Raw genomic sequence first — 20,703 nt, 5'->3', positions numbered from 1 at the left:
TTCTTTGTTGCTATTTAAAAAATCAGAATATAAAATTATAAATAGATTGCCAGGAAGGAAAAAATCTACCAATAGTTCATAAGAGCAGGGGGAGACGGATGTGATTTCGGAGTCGAAAACATTAATAAAAAAAATTAATGGAGCTAAAGAAATAGCTTTAAAATACCCGTCTGAAGCATTTGAAATAGCTTCTTCTACTTATAAGGAAGCGCGCATATCAAAAGAGAAAAAAGAAGAGGCCGCTTCCTTGTTTGTCATGGCATTAGCATGCAGATCAATGACAAAATTAGAGAGCTGCTATGATTACGCTTATGATGCATACCTAATATATGAGGAACTAGATGACCATGCAGGCATTGCCTCTGCACTAAATTTAATCGGTGTTGTCTATTTTTATAATGGAATGTATGAGCAATCACTTGAAAACTTTATAAACGCACGACGATTTGCAAAAGTAACGAATGATGATGCAATTTTAAGTCGTATTTACAATAATATGGGAGAAGTGTATAGGGAAGTTGGAAATACGGAAGAAGCTTTAGCAGCTTATGAACAAGCCCTATATATAGCGGTAAAGGAAAACATTAAAAGAAATCAAGCGGTTATTTTATTGAATATGGGTTGGGTTTGTTTTAACCAGCATAATTTAGACGAAAGCTTTTCTTATTATCAAAAAAGTTATGAAATGCTACTGGAACTGGATGATGTTACTTCACTTGCAGAAGTGGAGAACAAAATCGGTAAAATTTATTATTTAGAGCAAGATTATGATCAAGCCAAACGGTATTATATGCAAGCTTTGGAGAGATTAAAAGCTATAGGAAACAAATTTTACACAATAGAAGTGCTTATCAACTTAGCAGAATTTGAATTACAAAAGGATGAACATTCCTTTTTGAATTATTTAGACGAAGCCATTAAAAATGCGGAAGAAATACAAGCAAAGCAATATTTGAGTAAAATTTACAACCAGTTGTCTACCTTTTATGAAGCAAAAGGACAATATGATATAGCATTAAATTACTATAAAAAATATCATCTTTTAGAACAGGTTATAGGCTCTACAACGATGTCACATAAACTCGAGATTATAAAACTAGAATTAAATAAACTTTTTGCTGGAAAAGAAATGGAGGAAATAGCGAAAATGAATGAGCATTTAAAAAATGAAATTTCCACGCAAAAGAAAATAGTAGAGGATCTTGAACAAACAAATGAACATTTAAGTGGAGAAGTGTTCTATGATGATTTAACAAAGCTAGCGAATCGTAGATACTTTACCAAGTATCTTTCGGAAGTTTGGAATGATGAAAGCAAGACAAATAAGGAAGTTGCATTACTGATGATCGATATTGATTATTTTAAACGTTATAATGATTTTCATGGGCATTTGGCAGGAGACCAATGTTTACAGCAAGTAGGAAACTGTATGAAAACAGTTTTGGAAAATTACGGAGGTATATTAGGAAGATTTGGTGGAGAAGAGTTTGTTGGTTTTTTAAAAGATATTAGTCACAATGAATTTCTGCAAATTGCGGAAGAATTAAGGGCTACAGTAGAAACTATGTCGCTGCTATATTGTTGGGAACAGCATGCCTACCCCGTAACCGTTAGTATCGGAGGGGCATTCGGCCAGTGTGAGCAATTTGAAAGTAAAGATGAAATGTATGTAATCGCGGATGAAGAATTATATAAAGCAAAAACGACTGGGCGAAATCAAGTAAAAGTTTTCGCAAAATAGGAGGATTATGATGGCTAATACTCATTGTCCGCTTTGCGGAGAGGAAAACAAATGTATGGTCGATGCAACCGAGCCAAATGGTTGTTGGTGTACGATAGAGCAATTTCCAAAGGGGATCTTTGAACTAGTCCCTGAAGAAAGTAGAAGGAAGCACTGTATTTGTCATAATTGCGTAACGAAATTTAAAGAGAAGATGCAAAAAATCTGAACGCCATGTTCTACGGTATTCAGATTTTTTTCGTGGCAAATAGCTGTATACTAGTTGTATTTTCTTAAAGAGTTACATGTAAAATTGGATTGCAATTTCATATAGTTATAAAGTAATCGAGCATGTCTTCCTTGTTGTGTATATGAGTTTATTTGAGGCCGTAGCTGCTCAAGAAACACACGATCACATTCACATCGATTTCTCCCTTTACTGTAGCATTCGTCATGTGCTTTGCACGCTGCATCTACATCATTTATCGGAGCACCGGGTCCGCTACAACCAGGTCCACACCAGTTATATCCTGGTAATATGCAAAAACGTTGTCTTCTTCTACGTGACAAATTCATAACCTCCCTTAATATATCTTTTAACTTCTTATAATTTATTCAATAAAATACGTAAATGTATAAACTACTACCTATCAGTTGATGGAAAAACATAAGAAATTAACAAACACTTAACAAACGTGTAGTATAATAGTAACTAATAATAATAGGCTATTAGGTGAGGTGTATGAATAGGTGAATAGTAGAAAATTCACGTTCTTGTGGAGTGTCTTTTTAGTAAGCTTAATATTAACAAGTTGCAATACAGCACCTAAAAAATTGACAATCGGTATGATACCGGTAAAAGATGCAACAGAAATGGAAAAGGAATTTGAACCTATTCGTCTTTACTTAGAAGAACAATTAGGCATTCCAATTGAAATGGACGCTACTGATAGTTACATTAGTTTGATTGAAGGAATGAAGAATGAAACGATCGATATTGGTTGGTACGGTGCTTTTTCTTATATAGCCGCTGAGAGTGAAATGGAGTTGACTCCTTTAATCGTACAACAAAGAAAAGACACTGGTATTTACTATAATTCTCTTATCATTACACTTAAAGATTCTGGTATTCATACAATTGAGGAATTAGAAGATAAGCGGTTTGCATTCGTTGACACTGGATCTACATCTGGGTTTGTTCTTCCTTACGCCTTATTGAAAAGTAGAAATATAGCATATGAAACATTTCTCGGTGAAATAGTGTACGCAGGTTCCCATGATCAAGTTCTAGCTAATATACTCCATAACGAGGTAGATGCTGGAGCTATTAGTAGTGTTCAGTATAGTAATTTGATAGAAAAAGGAATTGTAAACGAAGAAGATATGACTGTTATTTGGAAATCAGAGAATATACCAGGATCTCCGTTTGTTGCAAGAAGTGAATTAGATAAAGAGATACAAGAAAGCTTTTCAAAAGCTATGCTAGCACTACATACGAATGAACCAGATGCTTTAAATAGTTATGATAATACGATTGAAAAGTACATTGAAGTAGATATTAAATATTATAATCCCATCAGAAATATAGCAACTATTCTTGGGAAAGAGTATATGTACAAATATTTTTTAAAAGGGCAATAATAGGCGCAAGCGGGGAAGTAGGTGGACCTTTTGAAAATAAGGAGCATTAAGTTTTGGGCAACGACTTTGATCGTATTTATGTGTATTGTCACCATGTCATTATTCATTTTATTGTCATATAAAAATTTGAATGAAAGCTTAGAACAGCTATATAAAAAAGAAGCGGAATCTGTCTTAATGCAAACGCTTCTATCTTTCGGATATCAATTTTCAACTGTTGAGAATACATTGGAGCAGCTCAGCCAGTCCCTCTTGTTGCTAAATAATTATGCTGGCAGTGAGGACGAGATTATATCCGTGTTAGAAGATTATCAAAAAAATTCCAACGTTAACGGGAAAATTATGTATGGTTTAGCGAATGGTAAATTTTATAGAGGAGAATATAAAGAAATACCAAGTAGCTATCATGCCCAAGAACAACTTTGGTACAAGCTTGCGATGCAAAATACAGAAAAAGTATATTGGACGGAACCGTATCTTGACTATGTGACACAGGAGATTATTATTACAGCTTCTAAGTCTGTAGTGGGTCCTAAAGGTATGCTTGGGGTTATTGCGCTAGATATGAATCTTCAAGAAATTAGTAGTCAAATAAGTAATTCGAAAATCGGAGAAGACGGCTTAGTTCTGTTGTTAAGTAGAAATGGGACGATACTGGCAAACCGTGATAATCATCTAATTGGTGAAAATCTTTTTGGCAGTCAATACTCCGAAATGATCAAGGACAGTGCAGAAAATTATGTACCGTATATTGTGCAGAATAAGGAGTATCTATTACGTTCTCATCCAATTGTGCAAAATGATATGAGCATCGTTACAGCGATAAGTAAAGAAGAAATCATTCGAACCCTAATAAAAAGACATCAACCGATACTAGCAATCGGACTTTTTTGTCTCCTGCTATTTGGCGTTATAGCCTATTTTGCAACGTTAAGAGGAGTCCGACCATTAAAAAAACTAGGTAAGCTAATGGTTTCTGTGGAAAATGGAAATTATGACGTGCAAGCAAACGTAAAGGATTACGAAGAAATAGAACGGTTAGCCAATGGTTTTAATAGTATGATTATGTCGATAAAAACAAGAGAAAATCAGATTAACCATTTAGCATCATATGATTCACTAACAGGGTTATTAAATAGAAGAAGCTTACAAGAATTGCTTACAGAATCACTCGAAAACGATGACACCGAGTACTTAAAAGCAATCATTTTCGTCGATTTAGATAACTTTAAAACTGTAAATGATACGCTTGGTCACTCGTTCGGAGATAAGCTAATTACAGAGGTAGCCGAAAAACTAAATGCACTGTCAGCGAAAAATAAAGATGTTGCTCGTATTAGCGGTGATGAATTTATCGTAGTGATACATGAGTTAGAATCAGTAGAACAAGCGAGAACCGAAGTAGAAGCCATTATCCAGCAATTCGATATGCCTATTGAAGTAGAATCTAGAATATTAAATATTACCGCAAGCGTAGGTGTTTCCTTATATCCGACCCATGCCATCACTTCAGAAGAATTGTTAAAACTAGCGGATATGGCCATGTATGAAGCAAAAAGTTATGGGAAAAATGGATACAGAATATTTGATGAGGGGATGAAAAAGCAACTAGAAGAAAAATTTAAAATAGAACTAGGCATTCGAGAATGTCTAGATAATGATGACTTCGAGTTATATTTCCAACCATTATTTAAACCAGATGAAGGAAGGATTGCGAGCATAGAAGCACTTTTACGAACAAAAACTTCTGCTCTGTCTAACTATAATACTTTTCAAATAATTCAAATCGCTGAAATGACAGGTCAAATAGTAGAAATAGACAAATGGGTATTAAAGCAAGCATGCAAGACAATTCAAGAGATTAATAGAGATAGGGAACAACCAGTTAGAATAGCAGTCAATATTTCTACTGTTCATATTATGCAACAAGATTTTGTTTATAATATAAGGGAAATAATCGAAGCATCAGGTGTTTGTCACGACTGGATCGAGCTTGAAATTACGGAAACCTCTTTGATGCAATCATTTGATTTGAACAAGCAAAAGTTAGAGGAACTTCAGCAGCTTGGAATATCCATTCATCTCGACGACTTTGGAACAGGCTACTCTTCTTTAAGTTATTTAAACAGTTTACCGATCAATCATGTAAAAATTGATAAGAGTTTTGTAGATGGAATGCTACAGTCTGAAAAAGACGGTAAGTTTATCGAGACAATTATCAATTTAGCGCATACGATAGGCTTACAGGTTGTAGCAGAAGGAGTGGAACATAAGGAACAATTTGAAAGACTTCAAAGTTATAATTGTGAATTGATACAAGGGTATTATATAAGTAAGCCAGTTAGCTATGAGGAAATAGTTATTCTTCTTGAGAATAATCTCTTACCGCTTCCGGTATGAATTAATAGTTGCAAAAGTAGTACAGACCAAAGTGAAAATGATTTGAGATGCTGCGCATAATAGGGAAAGGGTGTCGTAAAGAGTTCTTATTAGTGACCGCTGAGATTTTCGCTGCAGGACGGACGCTTTCCGTGGGGTGAGTGATGAGCCTTCACCGCCGCGCCTAAGCGCGTACGTTGTGAAGTCTCATCTTACTCACTTGATCCCTTAGGAGTCGCCGCCCTGCAGTGAAAATAAATGGTAAAAACTTACTTATCATGGTCTTGTATTAACAATAAATGGTTGAATGAGCCAATTTCCACAATGTGTGCGACAATCACAACTCCGAACATTACAATCCACACCCCGAAAGAGAAAACACGGTAGATGAACACGACAATCCCAGTCTATCCGATACTAGCTTGCATGCTCAGATGGCTTTATAACGTATTGTTCCAATAATATATAGAAATCATAGTCGTCTCACCCTAAGTAAAGAGCTGATTTAAGAATTTAGTTGCTTTCATTGGCTATTTGGTTGCTCTCGTGATGATTTGATTGCTTTCAGACTGGAATTGGTTGCTTTCAATGAATGGTTGGTTGCTCTAAGCCAGTTACTGGATAAAATAGGCCCATAAAATGTAGGAAGCTTTGTTATTAGCAAGCAAATATTCTATAAGCAAGTGATTTCCATTGATTTTCGCTGCAAGCGTCGACTCCTGCCGAGGCCAACAGGATGTTGGTTACGAAGGCGTTGCCACACGATGTGGCGTTCTTAGCCTTTATTCCTTTGCCTGAGCAAAATGAGGCATCCCAACGCACGCCCCAGGGCGGCGGGGATGGCTCATCGCTCACCTGGCGGAAAGCGTACGACTGCTGCGAAAATCACAGCGGTTACTACAACACATTTTCCCTATAGTAATTTACACAGTAGTATTAAATTATCTCCAAATACCCATTTTCAAAGGAAAGTTTATTGTCCAGACTTTCATTTGGAAAAATAAATGTCCATGGCGTACTACTTCCTGCTTGTATGCTAAGGGAAGGTAATGTAAAGGAATGCTCGAAGCGTACTACATTAGCTTCGATGTATTTTAGTTTCGTGTTTTGAAATGAAAAAGGATGCGTAGTGAAATTATGGATGAGCACAGTTACTAATAATTCGCCTTTATGATTGGAAGATTGCCATAGCGGCGTTAGCAGAATACCTTGATTGTTAGCATGGCTTGTTTCAAGAAAGTTAGCTTCAATTTTTTGACGATCTTTATTGGATATCGTTTTGTCCCATGATGATTCAAACTCAAGCTTTTGCATTATTAATTCCCCCAATATGAACTACACTCATTTTATCATGACTAACTATGTTTGGAAGTTTTCCGTTAGATAATAGTATAAAATTTAGAATAATAGGTGCATCATTAACGAAAGTAGGTAGCTATACAATGAATTTTTATCCTTTTCCAATCATGGAAACGAAAAATCTTTTACTACGAAGAATGAATGACAATGATCGACACGATTTATTTGAAATGAGAAACAATCCAAATATGATAGAATATACGGATTCGAAGATAGATGAAACTGTAGACGAAACAAAAGATTATATCGAAAAGATGAATAAAGGTATAGAAGAAAATAAGTGGATTATTTGGGCGATTGAACACAAATTACATAAAAAGATTATTGGATCTATTAGTATTTGGAACATTAATGAGGAGCAGTTGAATGGTGAGCTAGGATATGGAATAATGCCTGATTTTCAGGGGAAAGGTTTTATGAAAGAAGCATTACTTAATGTTGTTGGGTATGGTTTTGATGTAATGAATTTAAAGGAACTATTAGCTTATACGGAGGCAAACAACGAAGCATCTGTACGACTTTTAGAAAAGTGCCATTTTATTGAGATAGGTAAGGTGGAGGAAGAGGGATATTATAAAAAACAAGTTTTTCAAATGAGTATATATAGCCTAAAAAAGTAGCTACTATTGCAATTGATTGAGTTTACTAAATCAAGACGAGCTCGTTTTTACTAGTATTAATCACTTCCGAATTGTTAATGCTAATAAAAAGGAGGTGTATTACTTTGGCTCAAGATGTTCTTTGTGAAGTAAATAACTGTACGTATTGGGGATCTGGAAACAAATGCCATGCTACTGCGATTTATGTAGTAAGTAATAAAGGAAAACAAGCGTCTAATAGTGAAGAAACAGATTGCAAAACATTTGAACCAGAATCGTAATGCATCTAGGGTAACCATCTTTTTGGTTACCCTTTTTAAATTTTAAACAAAATAATGATAAGATTATAAGAGAAATTAAAATATTGAAAATAAGAGGTGTAGAAAGTGGCAATAGAAAAAGTAAGAGATTATTTTAAAGGCTTTGAAATGGAAGAAAGAATTTTGGAATATGAGGCATCCAGTGCAACAGTTGAGTTAGCTGCTCAAGCGCTTAATGTAGAAGGCGCACGTATTGCTAAAACATTATCCTTTAAAAAAGAGGACGGCTGTATTTTAGTAGTAGCTGCAGGCGATGCAAAAATTGATAACGCCAAATTTAAAGCAACTTTTGGTGTCAAAGCTAAGATGCTGACTCCAGATGAAGTACTTGAGCAGGTAGGACATGCAGTAGGTGGTGTCTGTCCATTTGGTATTCCAGATGATATAGAGGTTTATTTAGATGAGTCTTTAAAACGGTTTGAAACAGTTTTTCCTGCATGTGGGAGCAGTAATAGTGCTATAGAACTTTCGTGTGAAGAGTTATATACATATGCAAGAGGCCGGAAATGGGTCGATGTTTGCAAAGGATGGGAATAAAGGAAAAGGGGAGAATCATGGATATTTCATTTCAAACAGCAGAGGGCAGATTTAATTACAGGGTAGCAGGGTTATTAATACATGATGATAAATTGCTCATTATGAAAGATGAACATCAATCGTATTATTATGTCCCAGGTGGTAGAGTAATGTTGAACGAAACAAGTGAAGATGCGATAAAACGGGAAATCAGGGAAGAACTCTCTATAGAAGCGAATGTAAAACATATGTTATGGGTGAATGAAAATTTCTTTATGGAAGCCACTTTACAGGAAAAGTTTCATGAGATTTGCTTTTTCTATTTATTAGAGCTAAAAAATGATGAATTACTTAGCAGAGGCAATGAATTTACTGTAAACGAAGATGGAAAAATACATACGTATTACTGGAAACCGTTGGAGGAAATAAACGATACGAACTTATATCCATTATTTCTAAAAGAAAGAATAACAGAATTACCAATGCATATAGGACATGTAGTAGAAGTGAAATAATGATATTGTCGAAGTTCGAGAGGTGAGGCTAGTTTGATTACAGTGATTGCTTTATTTTTTGCAGCGGGTTTAGCTGAAATTGGGGGCGGTTATCTTATATGGTTATGGTTGAGAGAAGGAAAGTCTGCTTATTTAGGACTTTTAGGCGGAATAACATTAGCTCTTTACGGAGTTATTGCTACTTTTCAAATGTTTCCTTCTTTCGGCAGAGTGTATGCAGCTTATGGAGGAGTATTTATCGTATTATCAGTCCTATGGGGATGGGGAGTCGATAAAAAAGTGCCGGATACATATGATTGGATTGGGGCTTTAATATGCATAATTGGTGTATCTGTTATGTTGTTTGCTTCTCGAAGTTAACGAAGAAGGGGGAGTCTGGAAGATGTTATTTCAAAACGACAAGTTATCTGTTCGTCTATTAGAACAGAAGGATAGTTCGTTAATAGTCAAGTGGCTTTCTGATCCAATTATACTTGAGTTTTATGAAGGACGAGACAATGCATTTGACTTAGAGAAGGTGCAGGAGAAATTTTATAACCGTGAAAATGGAGTAGTATGTTGTATTGTGGAGTTTGATAATATTCCAATCGGATATATCCAATATTACCCACTTGGTAATGAGGAACGAAATTCATATGGGTACGCAGATGTTTCAGATGTAATATATGGGATGGACCAATTTATAGGAGAAGCTGTCTATTGGAACAATGGAATTGGAACCCTTTTAGTGAATTCAATGGTAAGCTTCTTAGTGGAACAAAATGATGCGGACAGAGTAGTAATGGATCCTCAAATATGGAATGAACGGGCAATTCGTTGTTATGAAAAATGTGGATTTAAAAAGGTTAAGCTCTTGCCCAAAAATGAACTCCATGAAGGTGAGTATCGAGATTGCTGGTTGATAGAATATATAAATTAGTATTCTATTTATATATTTAAAGACGAAAGGTACTAAATCATAATTGAAATGATTTAGTACCTTCATTTTTAATGCTAGTAAGTTGTTATTTTTAAAAAAACTTGTAACGAATAAATCCAACGTTGCCACCAAGTAAATCCATCTTGATATTCTTCCACATCCAATGTATAGAGTGCATCTTCATTGTTCCACAGTCGTTCAAAATAGGTTTCCATGGCAGATACTAGCTCACTATCATTTGGGGCAATTACGCGCAAATTATTTTCCAAATTATAGTCATCCAATGTGCGTTCAGTATAGTTTGCAGATCCACTTGAAATAATCGTATGTTCATCATTTTGAATCCAAATAGCTTTCGTATGGTATTGGCCGATGACGGTGTTATACCAACGAATATTCATTTTGCCTTTTGTATCTTCCAGCATCTCTTGCACTACAGGCCTATTAGGTAGCCCGGACTTTTCTTGGCCAAATGAGTTTTCATTTGGATCTAAAATGAGATTCACTTGAACTCCCCGATTAGCTGCATCAATTAATGCGTTTACGATATCTCGCTTTGCGACAAAAAACATGCCAAGCCAAATTTTATCTCCTTCTTTCGTGTCCGCCAAATCCGTCAACAACTTATCCAAAATTTTCTTCTCTGTTAAGTACTGGACTTCATATTCTCCGTCCGTTTCTTCCGCTTCGATGCGTGGAAGTTTAGGACCTCCGGAAAATAAGGAAACAACTTCTTCTGATTTTAAAATATCATTAATGATTGGACCGGTAACGGTTAATGCAATATTTCCATGGAAGCCACTCGCATCATGAGGATTGGACGAGGTCACCATTGCCTCTTTCTCCGTTATAACTGCTTTTCGATGATTTGCCTTTACGTTTAATAACGTCATATACGACGCAATTGTCATTTTAGGGGCATCACTTGCCATTGCATTTGCGATCCAACCTTTTCCACCTATATCTAGCCACTGAAAAAATATTCGATAAATGCCGGAGTAAATTGGAGTTGAGTCTCGCAATGGTTCCAAGTCGGTATAGACTATTTCTACGCCAGCATCTCTCATTTTTTTGAACCATTCATTTTCATAAGAGCCGTACCCACGATTGAGCGGATCTGTTATAAATACTACCGGCATATTAGGATTCTCTTTCTTTTTATTGGCCAGGGTAGTTGATAAGGTATCTGCAATTTTAGGGAAATCTTCCTCTTCATCGTAGTAACCATCAAACAAAAAGAAATCGACAACTACAAAATTTTCGGCTTCATCAATCATTTCATTTACTTTATCAAATATAAAATTCTCATGTACCATGCCATTTCCTTCTTGATCTTGTGCATATGTAAGGTCTGTTATGAATTCTACGTTATCTGTTTTATGTACGTTTCCCTCGAATGAAACCCCGTCGGGAAGAGGTTTATATGTATGCCATAAAATAATTGCTATATAAATAAGCATGAACAAAATGACAACACTAATGAAAAACCGCTTTTTTGACTTTTTAACCATCTGTGTTTCCTCCTACTTACACTAATTCCTTCTTTGTATTCCCTAGATTAAGAGAAAGAAAACTATCAGAGCATTTTAACAGAACGACTCTTGAAAACGTATACAATATTCTCTACAATAATATAATAGAAAGAAAATTTTGAAGAATTGTAATTTTACATTTAAAAGGGGTGAGTATTTGGGAATCTTAAATGGTTTAAAAGTATTAGATTTTTCGACATTATTACCTGGACCATTTGCAACGATGATGTTAGCTGATATGGGAGCAGAAGTAGTAAAAGTGGAAGCCCCAAATCGTACGGACTTAGTGAAATATTTAGGACCAATGGATGGGGATGTATCGGCTACTTTTGGACATTTAAATCGTTCCAAAAGATCTTTAGCATTGGATCTTAAACAACCGGAAGCAAAAGAGATTATCTATCAGCTAATTCAACAATACGATATTGTGATAGAACAATTTCGTCCAGATGTAATGGATAAATTAGGAATAGGCTATGAACAGTTAAAAGAGATTAATCCTAAAATTATTTTTTGCTCTATTACAGGATACGGCCAAACTGGTCCTCTTCGTAATCGAGCAGGGCATGATATTAACTATTTATCTTTAGCAGGTGTAACGAGTTATTCCTATAGAAAGAATCAGATTCCTGTGCCTCCTGGTGTCCAAGTGGCCGACATTGCAGGTGGATCTATGCCTGCGGTAATAGGAATTTTAGCAGCTGTCTATCATCGTGAAAAAACTGGGGAAGGTCAGCAGATTGATGTAAGTCTGACAGATGTAGCTTTTTCGTTGAATGCAATGTATGGTCCGGGATATCTAGTAGGTAAAGAGGAACCAAATCCAGAGACATTATTGTTAAATGGGGGCTCTTTTTATGATTATTATGAAACGAAAGATCATCGCTATCTTTCTATCGGTAGTTTAGAACCGCAATTTCAAACAATGCTTTGTGAATTGATCGGTGATCCAAGCTTAATAAAACTAAGTGGAAGTACGCTTGTAGAGGATCAACAAGCTTTTAAAGAAATTCTAATAAAAGCTATTAAACAGAAGACTTTGGAAGAGTGGGTACGTATTTTAGAGAATGATTTTGATGGATGTATCGAACCTGTCTTGAGTTTTGCGGAAGCAGTAAATCATCCACAACTAAAGGCAAGGGAAATGGTTGTTTCTGTACCAAAGAAAAATGGAGGCACACAGCATCAGATTGCTTTTCCTATTAAGTTCTCTACTGAGCAAGCACAATATCAGTTCACCGGTGTACAAACAGGAAATGATACGGAAGAAATTTTGAAAGAAATAGGCTTAACCGAAGAAGCAATATATGCACTTACAAAAAAAGAGATAACTTTATAAAAGGGAGCTGGGTAGAATGTTTGCTGCATTAACACCATTGGATTGGAAAAGAAGAGCGATTAAATATTATCCAAAAAAAGTAGCGGTAATCGATGGCGATAAACAGTTCACTTATGAGGAATTTGGGCAACGGACAGATAAACTTTCTACAGCTTTAATGAATGCTGGTGTTCAAAAAGGTGATCATATTGCAGTTATGTTGCCAAATACACATTATATGTTAGAAAGTTTTTATGGAATTTGCCAGCTAGGTGCAGTACATGTCCCATTAAATTATCGATTAAACGCAGAAGACTTAGAGTATATTATTAAACATAGTGATTCCAAAATGCTTATCGTGGATGAAGAGTATAGTCATTTGATAGAAGGAATCCGTCATAGTTTGTCACTAGAAAAAATAATTGTCGTTGCAGTGGAAGGTCATTCCAACTCACTGGAAGGTACTGAATATGAAGAGTTTATCAATCAGGACTTTGAAACTTCTTCTTTGCCAAAAGTGGATATAGATGAAAATCAGTTACTTACACTCAACTATACAAGTGGTACTACTTCCAAACCAAAAGGTGTTATGTTAACGCATCGAGGTAATTACTTAAATGCAGCAAATTTCATGTATCATCTAAATGTGAATCATGATGATGTGTATCTTCATACATTGCCAATGTTCCACGCAAACGGTTGGGGAGGAGTGTGGGCTATTACGGCCACTGGAGCAACACATGTATGCTTGCGTAAAGTAGACCCACCTTATATTTTGGAGCTTTTTGAAAAACACAAGATCAGCTTGTTATGTGGCGCACCTACCGTTGTTAATATGTTAGTGAATGAACCAAAAGCGAAAGAAGTGCAAATTACAACAAACCCTCGAATGGCTACAGCAGGAGCACCACCAGCCGCAGCACTCATTGGAAAAGCTCAAGAAATTCTCGGACTCGAAATGATGCATGTTTATGGGCTTACTGAAACGTCGCCATTCATTTTATATAGTGAATGGAAGAAAGAATTTGATAAGAAGTCAGCAGAGGAACAAGCGACGATTAAAGCAAGGCAAGGAATTGAATTAGCTTTTAACGGGGAAACAAAAGTTGTTAGCCAAGAAGATGGAAAAGAAGTAGCTTGGAATGGCAAGGAAATTGGAGAAATCGTCACACGAGGAAATGTAGTAATGGAAGGTTATTACAAAGACCCAGAAAAAACAGCGGAAGCAATTGTCGATGGCTGGTTTCATACCGGTGATTTGGCAATAACGCATCCAGATGGTTACATCGAAATCCAAGACCGTATAAAAGATATGATTATCTCGGGTGGAGAGAACATTTCTTCAACAGAAATTGAAGGAGTATTATACAAGCATTCAGATGTATTAGAAGTAGCCGTAATAGCTGTCCCAGACGAAAAATGGGGAGAAGTTCCAAAAGCGATTATCGTCCTGAAAGAAGGAAGTAATGTGACAGAACAAGAGATGAACGACTATTGTAGATCCAATATGGCTCATTTCAAAACCCCAAAATCATTTGAGTTCGTGGAAGCTTTACCAAAAACAGCAACAGGTAAGCTTCAAAAGTTCTTACTCCGTGAAATGTATTGGAAAGGGAAAGTAAAAGTAAATTAAAATAAAAGCAGACGGTTTTCCATTAACATATTAAATGGAGAGCCGTCTTTTTTTAGTAATTTGCTTAGAGCAACAAATAGTTGAAATTACAAGTTTACTTCGTATGAGAAGACAATGACTAAGCCACACTTTGGTATAGGATGAGTTGGCTAGTGTGGAAACTTGCGGTCACAGATAAAATGGGAATCTATATACGAACATTTGGTGTTGACACTTGGTTATCGTTCGTATATTATAATGTTCGGAGTAAGATAATTAAACAATTAATAGACATTCGTATATTCTCAGTAATATGGTCTGAGAGTTTCTAGTAGAAACCGTTAATTTCTAACTATGAATGGATAGATTTCGTCTATCTATTTTTAGTTAGATTTTTTATTTTTAGGAGGAATTATGGAACGTTTATTTAAATTAAGTGAATTAGGTACAAGTGTGAAAACAGAAGTATTAGCGGGCGTTACTACTTTTTTAACGATGGCATACATCATTTTCGTTAATCCTGCCATTCTTTCGGCAGCAGGGGTCCCTTTCGATCAAGTATTTATTGCAACGATTGTTGCTGCAGTAATAGGGACATTAATTATGGCTTTGTTTGCAAATTATCCAATCGCGATTGCACCAGGTATGGGGATGAATGCTTATTTTACAAGTGTTGTCGCTACACAAGGTGTTAGTTATCAAGTGGTATTTGGGGCAGTCTTGGTAGCAGGTATTATCTTTTTATTGTTAACGTTAACGAAATTACGGGAACTATTAATTGAGTCGATTCCTGCTTCTATAAAGTATGGAATTACTGCTGGCATTGGGTTATTTATCGCTTTTGTCGGATTGAAAATGTCTAAACTTGTTGTTGGAAATAGTGATGCGCTTGTAACACTGGGAGATTTGCGTGATCCAATCGCAGTCCTATCGATTATCGGATTGTTTGTAACGATTATATTAACCGCACTACGAGTAAAAGGGGCATTATTTGTTGGTATGTTCGTTACTGCAATTATCGGTTACTTTATGGGAATGTTGCAACTAGACGGAGTTGTTTCTACTCCGCCATCCATCGTATTTTTTGATGTAGATATTCCAGGAGTGTTTACGAGTGGATTATATGCCGTCGTATTTTCATTTTTACTTGTGACGATATTTGATACAACTGGAACATTGATCGGTGTGACAGAGCAGGCAGGTTTAGTAAAGGATGGGAAATCGCCGAAAACGAAATCTGCACTTGCTGCAGATGCGGTTGCTACAACTGTTGGAGCAACTCTTGGGACGAGCCCGTCAACTGCCTACATTGAATCATCGACCGGAGTAGCCGCAGGTGGACGATCTGGTTTAACTGCGCTTGTAGTAGCCATTCTATTTTTTGTTGCTTTGTTTTTCTCTCCATTGGTGTCGGCTATTTCATCCCTTCCGGCGATTACAGCTCCCGCTTTAATCATTGTTGGTTGTTATATGATGGATGGACTTTCAAAAATTGATTGGAAAAAGTTCGATGATGCATTTCCGGCTTTTATGATTATATTAACGATGCCTTTAACCGGAAGTATTGCAACTGGGATTGCAGTTGGATTCATTACGTATCCTATTCTTAAACTTGTGAGTGGTAAAGGTCGACAAGTACATCCGATTATATACATTTTCGGGATTATTTTTGCGATTCAAATGATTTTCTTTCACTAATATTAAATTTACTCAAAAATCCAATGGTTCCGAGCCATTGGATTTTTTGTATGTCTTCTTAAAAGTGTGCATGATATAGGGATAATGGGAATTAGTGAGCTCTATTTGGTGACCGCCGTATTTCCGCTGAGCAAGTGACGAGCCGCTACGTCGCTAACGCACTTGCAGGGTCTGGCACCGTCGTGCAAAATACCAAAGAATGGCTAAGGGCAATCAAAAAGCTATTGAAAGCAACTAATTTCAGTACGAAAGCAATTAAAATCAGTATGAAAGCAACTAAATTGCAGATGAGAGCAACTAATTCTTACAATAGCTCTTTACTTGGATTGAGACGACTATGATTTCAACACATTATAGGGATAATATGCCTAAAACACCGCCGATTTCTCCTGGCCGGCATCTGCTCGACTAATTTGTCGTGTTCAGCGGTCGCTAAGACGCATTATCCCGATTATTTCTAATCGTGTACGTCATTCTCATTTGCTATAGCGGATCTGATGCAGGTGTTTTTGCGCTTTTGTATTAGAAAGTTATTAATTACCAATTAACATTTGTTAAACAAAACCCCCGAAACTCTATCAAAAAGAGGTTCGGGGTTATTTTGTATAAAAAGTTTTCCATTATTTTAAAAATAATATTGCGTTTATTATTAATTTCCATTAATATGATAATGATAATCGTTATCAGTTGAACTAGGCCAGTTTAATAATATAAAAAGGGAGCGAGATTTTACAATGATGAACAAAAAGTATTGGTTAATGGGTGCATCAGCACTTTTAGCTTTAAGTTTAGCTGCTTGTGGAGATAAAGAAGAGGAAGCAGTTTCAGCAAATAAGGAAACAGAAGTTGCAGAAGCGGAAACAGAAGTAAAAGAAGAGGCTGCTACAGAACAAACGATTACATATTTAGGGGAAGACTATGTATTACCAGCACAAGTAAATAATATTGTAGCTGCTAGTCTTGAATCAATGGAAGACGCTGCTATTTTAGGTGTGAAGCCAACAGGAGTTTTGGAAATTGCCGGTGAGATTCCAGGTTATTTAGCAACGGAGCTAGATGGAGCAGCATTAGTTGGGGATAAATTTGCACCAAACAATGAATCAATTTTAGCATTAGATCCAGACGTTATTTTAGGCTCATCTAAACATGGTGAAGATGTTGTAGCGTCCTTAAACAAAATTCAAACAATGATTCCTTATTCACATATTTCAACTAACTGGAAAGAGAATTTAAGATTACTAGGTCAATTAACAGGAAAAGATTCGGAAGCAGAAACTATTATTACGGATTATGATGCAAAAGCATCTGAAGCGAAAGGAAAAATACAAGAATCTCTGAAAGATAAAAATATTTTAGTAGTTCGTATTCGCCAAGGCAGCATGTGTGTCTATCCAGCAGGAGTTTATTTGAATCCAGTTATTTATGAAGATTTAGGTGCAACAGTTCCGGAAGTTATTACTAAGACAGAGGCACAAGCAGAACTTTCACTAGAAGCTTTAGCAGACGTTAATCCAGATTATATCTTCTTACAATTCGAAACGAGCGAAAATACCGATAATGCAACAGCGCTTGACGATTTATTAAATAACCCAATTTTCAAAAGTGTAGAAGCTGCTAAAAACGATCATGTATTTGTGAATGCTGTAGATCCATTAGCACAAGGTGGTACTGCATGGTCGAAAGTGAAATTTTTAGACGCGGCAATTGAAGACTTACTGAAGTAAAAGATAAGGTGCGATGAATGTAAATGAACAAGAAAAATTGGATAGCAACTACTATTCTAGTAACCTCCCCAGTGTTCATCGTACTAGCAATTGTCTTATCCGTTTTATATGGTGCAAAGGATATTAGTGCATTAACTGTATGGCAAGCGATTACGCAATTCGACGCTAATAATGTGGATCACAACATTATTAGAACGTCTCGATTACCGCGCGTAATCGCTGCTTTACTAGTTGGCGCATTTTTAGCAGTTGCTGGTTCTGTGATGCAAGGCATAACACGAAATTATCTTGCATCCCCTTCCATTATGGGTGTAAATGACGGTTCGGCATTTGTTATTACGTTGGCGATGGTGTTTTTTCCAGGATTACCGAATTATCAAATGATTTTACTATCAATGGTTGGTTCTGCCATTGGGGCCGGTTTAGTATTCGGCTTTGGATCGCTTATAAAAGGTGGATTATCACCAGTTAGGCTAGCCATTATTGGGACAGTTATTGGAACGTTCCTTAGCAGCATGGCATCTGCTGTTGCAATGTACTTTCAAGTTTCGCAAAGTGTTAGTGTATGGTATAACGCTAAAATACATACAGTGAATCCAGATATGCTTTTGCTATCCATTCCTTTTGGATTAGTTGGACTAATACTTGCTTTGAGTATTGCAAAGTCGGTGACAATTTCTTCGTTAGGAGAAGATATCGCAGTCAATTTAGGGCAGCGAACAAAATGGGTGAAAGTGATTAGTATTTTATCGGTTGTGTGTTTAACCGGGACCGCAGTTGCACTAGTCGGGAAAATTGCATTTGTTGGTCTTGTGATCCCACATATTACCCGCTTTATCGTTGGAGTGGATTATCGTTTCGTAATTCCGTGCTCAGCAGTAATTGGAGCCGTTTTTTTGGCGTTTTGTGACATCATTAGCAGGTTTATAAACTTTCCGTTTGAAACGCCTGTTGGAGTAGTAACAGCAATTATCGGTGTTCCCTTCTTCCTTTATTTAATTCGTACGAGAGGAGGAGAACAGCGTGCGTAAAGAACAATTTATTCGTTTTTTAACAATGATGCTCATTTTTTTAGGGCTGACACTCGTTGCATTTTATTTTCATATTACGAATGGAGCATTTGACATGTCCGTTATGGATGTGGTGAAGACAATGCTTCGAATAGATCCGAATGAAAAACATGACTTAGTTATTTTCCAGTTTCGTTTACCTCGTATTGTTATTGCAGCATTAGTAGGTATCGGATTAGGAATAGCGGGGACTGTTATACAAGGGGTAACAAGAAATGGTTTAGCAGATCCCGGTATTTTAGGGATTAATGCAGGTGCTGGGGCATCTATTGTTATTTTTATGTTCTTTTTTCAAATGTCTTCTAATAATTTGACGGATGATAGTTGGTCTTCTATTTTGATGATGCCGATTTTTGGCTTCGTTGGAGGGGCAGTAGCAGCTGGTTTAATCTATCTTTTTGCTTGGCGAAATGGTGTGTTGGATATGCAACGACTTATTTTAACCGGGATAGCGATAAGTAGTGGATTTGGTGCATTGTCTCTTTATATCTCGCTTAAAATGAATGCAAGTGACTATGAAATGGCGGCTGTTTGGATTGCCGGGAGTATTTATAGTGCAAACTGGACCTTTGTTATGTCGACGTTACCTTGGGTGGTTATTTTAGGATATGTTATTTATCGGAAAAGCCACTTATTAGATTATTTTCAACTGGAAGAGGCAAGTGTGAAAAGTTTGGGAATAGCAGTGGAAAAAGAAAAGTCTATCTTATTGTTAAGCAGTGTAGGAATCGTGAGTGCCTGTGTTTCGGTTTCTGGAGGTATTGGATTTATCGGATTAATGGCACCACATATTGCCAAACGACTTGTCGGTATTAATCATCGTTTTGTTATTCCGATGAGTGCAATGATTGGCATGTTTTTACTTGTTTTTTCTGATTATATTGCTAAGACGGTATTTGAGCCTTCCGAATTACCAGTAGGGATTGTGGTGTCGATCATTGGAATTCCATACTTTTTATATTTGTTAGTGAAATCTAAAGCTTAGGAGGATTCTAATGGTAAACAGTGTATTGCGAGTGGAGGATTTATGTTCCGGTTACGAAAAGCAAACCGTTTTTACAAATTTGAGTACATCTATTCAAGAAGGTAAGATTACAACGATTATTGGACCGAATGGATGTGGAAAATCTACACTTTTAAAAACAATCGGAAGAATTTTAAAACAAAAAAGTGGAAACGTGTTTTTACAAGAACAAGATATGCAAGCAATTTCTACGAAAGAAATTGCAAAGCAGCTAGCACTTCTATCACAAAATCCGGAAGCACCAGCACAGCTAAAAGTGGAAGAGCTTATATCATACGGTCGTTATCCCCATCGAAAAAACGTTGGAACTCTCTCGAAAAAAGATATCGAAGTAATTGAATGGGCAATGGAAGTAACGAAAACTACTGACTTTCGTAAAAGAGAAATCAATCAATTGTCAGGCGGGCAACGCCAAAAAGTATGGCTAGCTATGGCATTAGCACAAGAAACAGATATCCTACTTCTAGATGAACCTACTACATACTTAGATATGGCCCATCAATTGGAAATGCTTAAAATTGTAAACGATTTAAATAAAAAACATCAATGTACAATCGTGATGGTGTTGCATGATATTAATCATGCAGCTCGTTTTTCAGATGAGCTTATTGCAATGAAAGACGGAGAAATTATTACTGTTGGAACGCCGTCAGAAATTTTAACGAAGGAAGTAATGAAGCGCGTCTTTCAAATTGATGCCAAGATAATGATAGATGAAGAGAACGGCTCGCCAGTTTGTTATGGCTATGACATTTAA

Annotated in this window: 20 protein-coding genes and 1 riboswitch; of the genes, 17 read left to right on the top strand and 3 right to left on the bottom strand. The window is 36.4% G+C overall.

Annotation, left to right across the window (positions count from 1 at the left end):
- The first annotated feature begins 100 nt into the window (after positions 1 to 100).
- The gene (locus ACIQ38_RS18910; protein ID WP_402826720.1) at positions 101 to 1,741 is read left to right on the top strand and encodes a diguanylate cyclase domain-containing protein; all 1,641 of its coding nucleotides are present in this window, start codon (positions 101 to 103) and stop codon (positions 1,739 to 1,741) included.
- A 10-nt stretch (positions 1,742 to 1,751) separates the two neighbouring features.
- A complete protein-coding gene (locus tag ACIQ38_RS18905) occupies positions 1,752 to 1,949 on the top strand; it encodes a cysteine-rich CWC family protein (protein ID WP_402826717.1) in 198 nt (65 codons plus the stop codon).
- Positions 1,950 to 1,999: 50 nt separating this feature from the next.
- Here ACIQ38_RS18905 and ACIQ38_RS18900 read toward each other — a convergent pair whose 3' ends face one another.
- Positions 2,000 to 2,296, bottom strand: a complete 297-nt coding sequence (locus ACIQ38_RS18900) for a phospholipase (RefSeq protein WP_402826714.1) — start codon at positions 2,294 to 2,296, stop codon at positions 2,000 to 2,002.
- Between the two features lie 174 nt (positions 2,297 to 2,470).
- Here ACIQ38_RS18900 and ACIQ38_RS18895 point away from each other — a divergent pair, with 174 nt between their 5' ends.
- Both ACIQ38_RS18895 and ACIQ38_RS18890 read left to right on the top strand, forming a co-directional pair.
- On the top strand, positions 2,471 to 3,361 hold the full coding sequence (locus ACIQ38_RS18895) for a phosphate/phosphite/phosphonate ABC transporter substrate-binding protein (RefSeq protein WP_402826711.1): 891 nt from the start codon (positions 2,471 to 2,473) through the stop codon (positions 3,359 to 3,361).
- Between the two features lie 30 nt (positions 3,362 to 3,391).
- Positions 3,392 to 5,761 (top strand): EAL domain-containing protein, encoded by a 2,370-nt coding sequence (locus ACIQ38_RS18890; RefSeq protein ID WP_402826708.1) that lies wholly within the window; start codon positions 3,392 to 3,394, stop codon positions 5,759 to 5,761.
- A 915-nt stretch (positions 5,762 to 6,676) separates the two neighbouring features.
- Here ACIQ38_RS18890 and ACIQ38_RS18885 read toward each other — a convergent pair.
- Complete coding sequence (locus ACIQ38_RS18885; RefSeq protein ID WP_402826704.1) at positions 6,677 to 7,054, bottom strand: SLAP domain-containing protein; 378 nt, start codon at positions 7,052 to 7,054, stop codon at positions 6,677 to 6,679.
- Positions 7,055 to 7,182: 128 nt separating this feature from the next.
- Between ACIQ38_RS18885 and ACIQ38_RS18880 the strand changes: the two genes are divergently transcribed.
- From ACIQ38_RS18880 to ACIQ38_RS18855, 6 genes are all read left to right on the top strand, one after another.
- Positions 7,183 to 7,719 (top strand): GNAT family N-acetyltransferase, encoded by a 537-nt coding sequence (locus ACIQ38_RS18880; RefSeq protein ID WP_402826701.1) that lies wholly within the window; start codon positions 7,183 to 7,185, stop codon positions 7,717 to 7,719.
- Positions 7,720 to 7,823: 104 nt separating this feature from the next.
- Complete coding sequence (locus tag ACIQ38_RS18875) at positions 7,824 to 7,979, top strand: DUF1540 domain-containing protein (protein WP_402826698.1); 156 nt, start codon at positions 7,824 to 7,826, stop codon at positions 7,977 to 7,979.
- Positions 7,980 to 8,084: 105 nt separating this feature from the next.
- Positions 8,085 to 8,555: a YbaK/EbsC family protein gene (locus ACIQ38_RS18870; protein ID WP_402826696.1), complete on the top strand. Its 471-nt coding sequence runs from the start codon at positions 8,085 to 8,087 to the stop codon at positions 8,553 to 8,555.
- Positions 8,556 to 8,572: 17 nt separating this feature from the next.
- Positions 8,573 to 9,049: an NUDIX hydrolase gene (locus tag ACIQ38_RS18865; RefSeq protein ID WP_402826693.1), complete on the top strand. Its 477-nt coding sequence runs from the start codon at positions 8,573 to 8,575 to the stop codon at positions 9,047 to 9,049.
- Between the two features lie 33 nt (positions 9,050 to 9,082).
- On the top strand, positions 9,083 to 9,409 hold the full coding sequence (locus ACIQ38_RS18860; protein ID WP_402826691.1) for a YnfA family protein: 327 nt from the start codon (positions 9,083 to 9,085) through the stop codon (positions 9,407 to 9,409).
- Positions 9,410 to 9,431: 22 nt separating this feature from the next.
- On the top strand, positions 9,432 to 9,968 hold the full coding sequence (locus ACIQ38_RS18855) for a GNAT family N-acetyltransferase (protein ID WP_402826688.1): 537 nt from the start codon (positions 9,432 to 9,434) through the stop codon (positions 9,966 to 9,968).
- A gap of 74 nt (positions 9,969 to 10,042) precedes the next feature.
- Here ACIQ38_RS18855 and ACIQ38_RS18850 read toward each other — a convergent pair whose 3' ends face one another.
- A complete protein-coding gene (locus ACIQ38_RS18850; protein ID WP_402826685.1) occupies positions 10,043 to 11,479 on the bottom strand; it encodes a phospholipase D family protein in 1,437 nt (478 codons plus the stop codon).
- Positions 11,480 to 11,657: 178 nt separating this feature from the next.
- Between ACIQ38_RS18850 and ACIQ38_RS18845 the strand changes: the two genes are divergently transcribed.
- The 7 genes from ACIQ38_RS18845 to ACIQ38_RS18815 all read left to right on the top strand — a co-directional run bounded on the left by ACIQ38_RS18845 (position 11,658) and on the right by ACIQ38_RS18815 (position 20,703).
- Positions 11,658 to 12,839 carry a CaiB/BaiF CoA transferase family protein gene (locus tag ACIQ38_RS18845; RefSeq protein WP_402826682.1) on the top strand — a complete coding sequence of 394 codons (1,182 nt, stop codon included), beginning with the start codon at positions 11,658 to 11,660 and terminating at the stop codon, positions 12,837 to 12,839.
- Between the two features lie 16 nt (positions 12,840 to 12,855).
- Entirely contained in the window at positions 12,856 to 14,451 is a 1,596-nt protein-coding gene (locus ACIQ38_RS18840) for a long-chain-fatty-acid--CoA ligase (RefSeq protein WP_402826679.1), read from the top strand.
- 254 nt (positions 14,452 to 14,705) lie between these two features.
- A riboswitch (purine riboswitch) is annotated at positions 14,706 to 14,805 on the top strand.
- Between the two features lie 39 nt (positions 14,806 to 14,844).
- Positions 14,845 to 16,128, top strand: coding sequence for an NCS2 family permease (locus ACIQ38_RS18835; RefSeq protein ID WP_402826676.1), 1,284 nt, complete (start codon positions 14,845 to 14,847; stop codon positions 16,126 to 16,128).
- 737 nt (positions 16,129 to 16,865) lie between these two features.
- Positions 16,866 to 17,852, top strand: coding sequence for an ABC transporter substrate-binding protein (locus ACIQ38_RS18830; protein ID WP_402826962.1), 987 nt, complete (start codon positions 16,866 to 16,868; stop codon positions 17,850 to 17,852).
- Between the two features lie 23 nt (positions 17,853 to 17,875).
- Positions 17,876 to 18,883, top strand: coding sequence for a FecCD family ABC transporter permease (locus ACIQ38_RS18825; RefSeq protein ID WP_402826673.1), 1,008 nt, complete (start codon positions 17,876 to 17,878; stop codon positions 18,881 to 18,883).
- On the top strand, positions 18,876 to 19,907 hold the full coding sequence (locus tag ACIQ38_RS18820) for a FecCD family ABC transporter permease (protein ID WP_402826670.1): 1,032 nt from the start codon (positions 18,876 to 18,878) through the stop codon (positions 19,905 to 19,907). The genes ACIQ38_RS18825 and ACIQ38_RS18820 overlap by 8 nt, the downstream gene beginning before the upstream one ends.
- A 10-nt stretch (positions 19,908 to 19,917) precedes the next feature.
- The gene (locus ACIQ38_RS18815; RefSeq protein WP_402826668.1) at positions 19,918 to 20,703 is read left to right on the top strand and encodes an ABC transporter ATP-binding protein; all 786 of its coding nucleotides are present in this window, start codon (positions 19,918 to 19,920) and stop codon (positions 20,701 to 20,703) included.

The organism is Psychrobacillus sp. NPDC096389 (assembly GCF_044762855.1).
Classification (GTDB): Bacteria; Bacillota; Bacilli; order Bacillales_A; family Planococcaceae; genus Psychrobacillus.
This window is presented reverse-complemented; position numbering and strand designations above follow the sequence as displayed.

What these genes read in the sequence shown, in the direction of transcription:
- ACIQ38_RS18840 (WP_402826679.1), top strand. Translation starts at nt 12,856, where the DNA reads ATGTTTGCTGCATTAACACCATTGGATTGGAAAAGAAGAGCGATTAAA.
- ACIQ38_RS18900 (WP_402826714.1), bottom strand. Translation starts at nt 2,296, where the DNA reads ATGAATTTGTCACGTAGAAGAAGACAACGTTTTTGCATATTACCAGGA.
- ACIQ38_RS18850 (WP_402826685.1), bottom strand. Translation starts at nt 11,479, where the DNA reads ATGGTTAAAAAGTCAAAAAAGCGGTTTTTCATTAGTGTTGTCATTTTG.
- ACIQ38_RS18835 (WP_402826676.1), top strand. Translation starts at nt 14,845, where the DNA reads ATGGAACGTTTATTTAAATTAAGTGAATTAGGTACAAGTGTGAAAACA.
- ACIQ38_RS18830 (WP_402826962.1), top strand. Translation starts at nt 16,866, where the DNA reads ATGAACAAAAAGTATTGGTTAATGGGTGCATCAGCACTTTTAGCTTTA.
- ACIQ38_RS18865 (WP_402826693.1), top strand. Translation starts at nt 8,573, where the DNA reads ATGGATATTTCATTTCAAACAGCAGAGGGCAGATTTAATTACAGGGTA.
- ACIQ38_RS18905 (WP_402826717.1), top strand. Translation starts at nt 1,752, where the DNA reads ATGGCTAATACTCATTGTCCGCTTTGCGGAGAGGAAAACAAATGTATG.
- ACIQ38_RS18885 (WP_402826704.1), bottom strand. Translation starts at nt 7,054, where the DNA reads ATGCAAAAGCTTGAGTTTGAATCATCATGGGACAAAACGATATCCAAT.
- ACIQ38_RS18880 (WP_402826701.1), top strand. Translation starts at nt 7,183, where the DNA reads ATGAATTTTTATCCTTTTCCAATCATGGAAACGAAAAATCTTTTACTA.
- ACIQ38_RS18825 (WP_402826673.1), top strand. Translation starts at nt 17,876, where the DNA reads ATGAACAAGAAAAATTGGATAGCAACTACTATTCTAGTAACCTCCCCA.
- ACIQ38_RS18855 (WP_402826688.1), top strand. Translation starts at nt 9,432, where the DNA reads ATGTTATTTCAAAACGACAAGTTATCTGTTCGTCTATTAGAACAGAAG.
- ACIQ38_RS18815 (WP_402826668.1), top strand. Translation starts at nt 19,918, where the DNA reads ATGGTAAACAGTGTATTGCGAGTGGAGGATTTATGTTCCGGTTACGAA.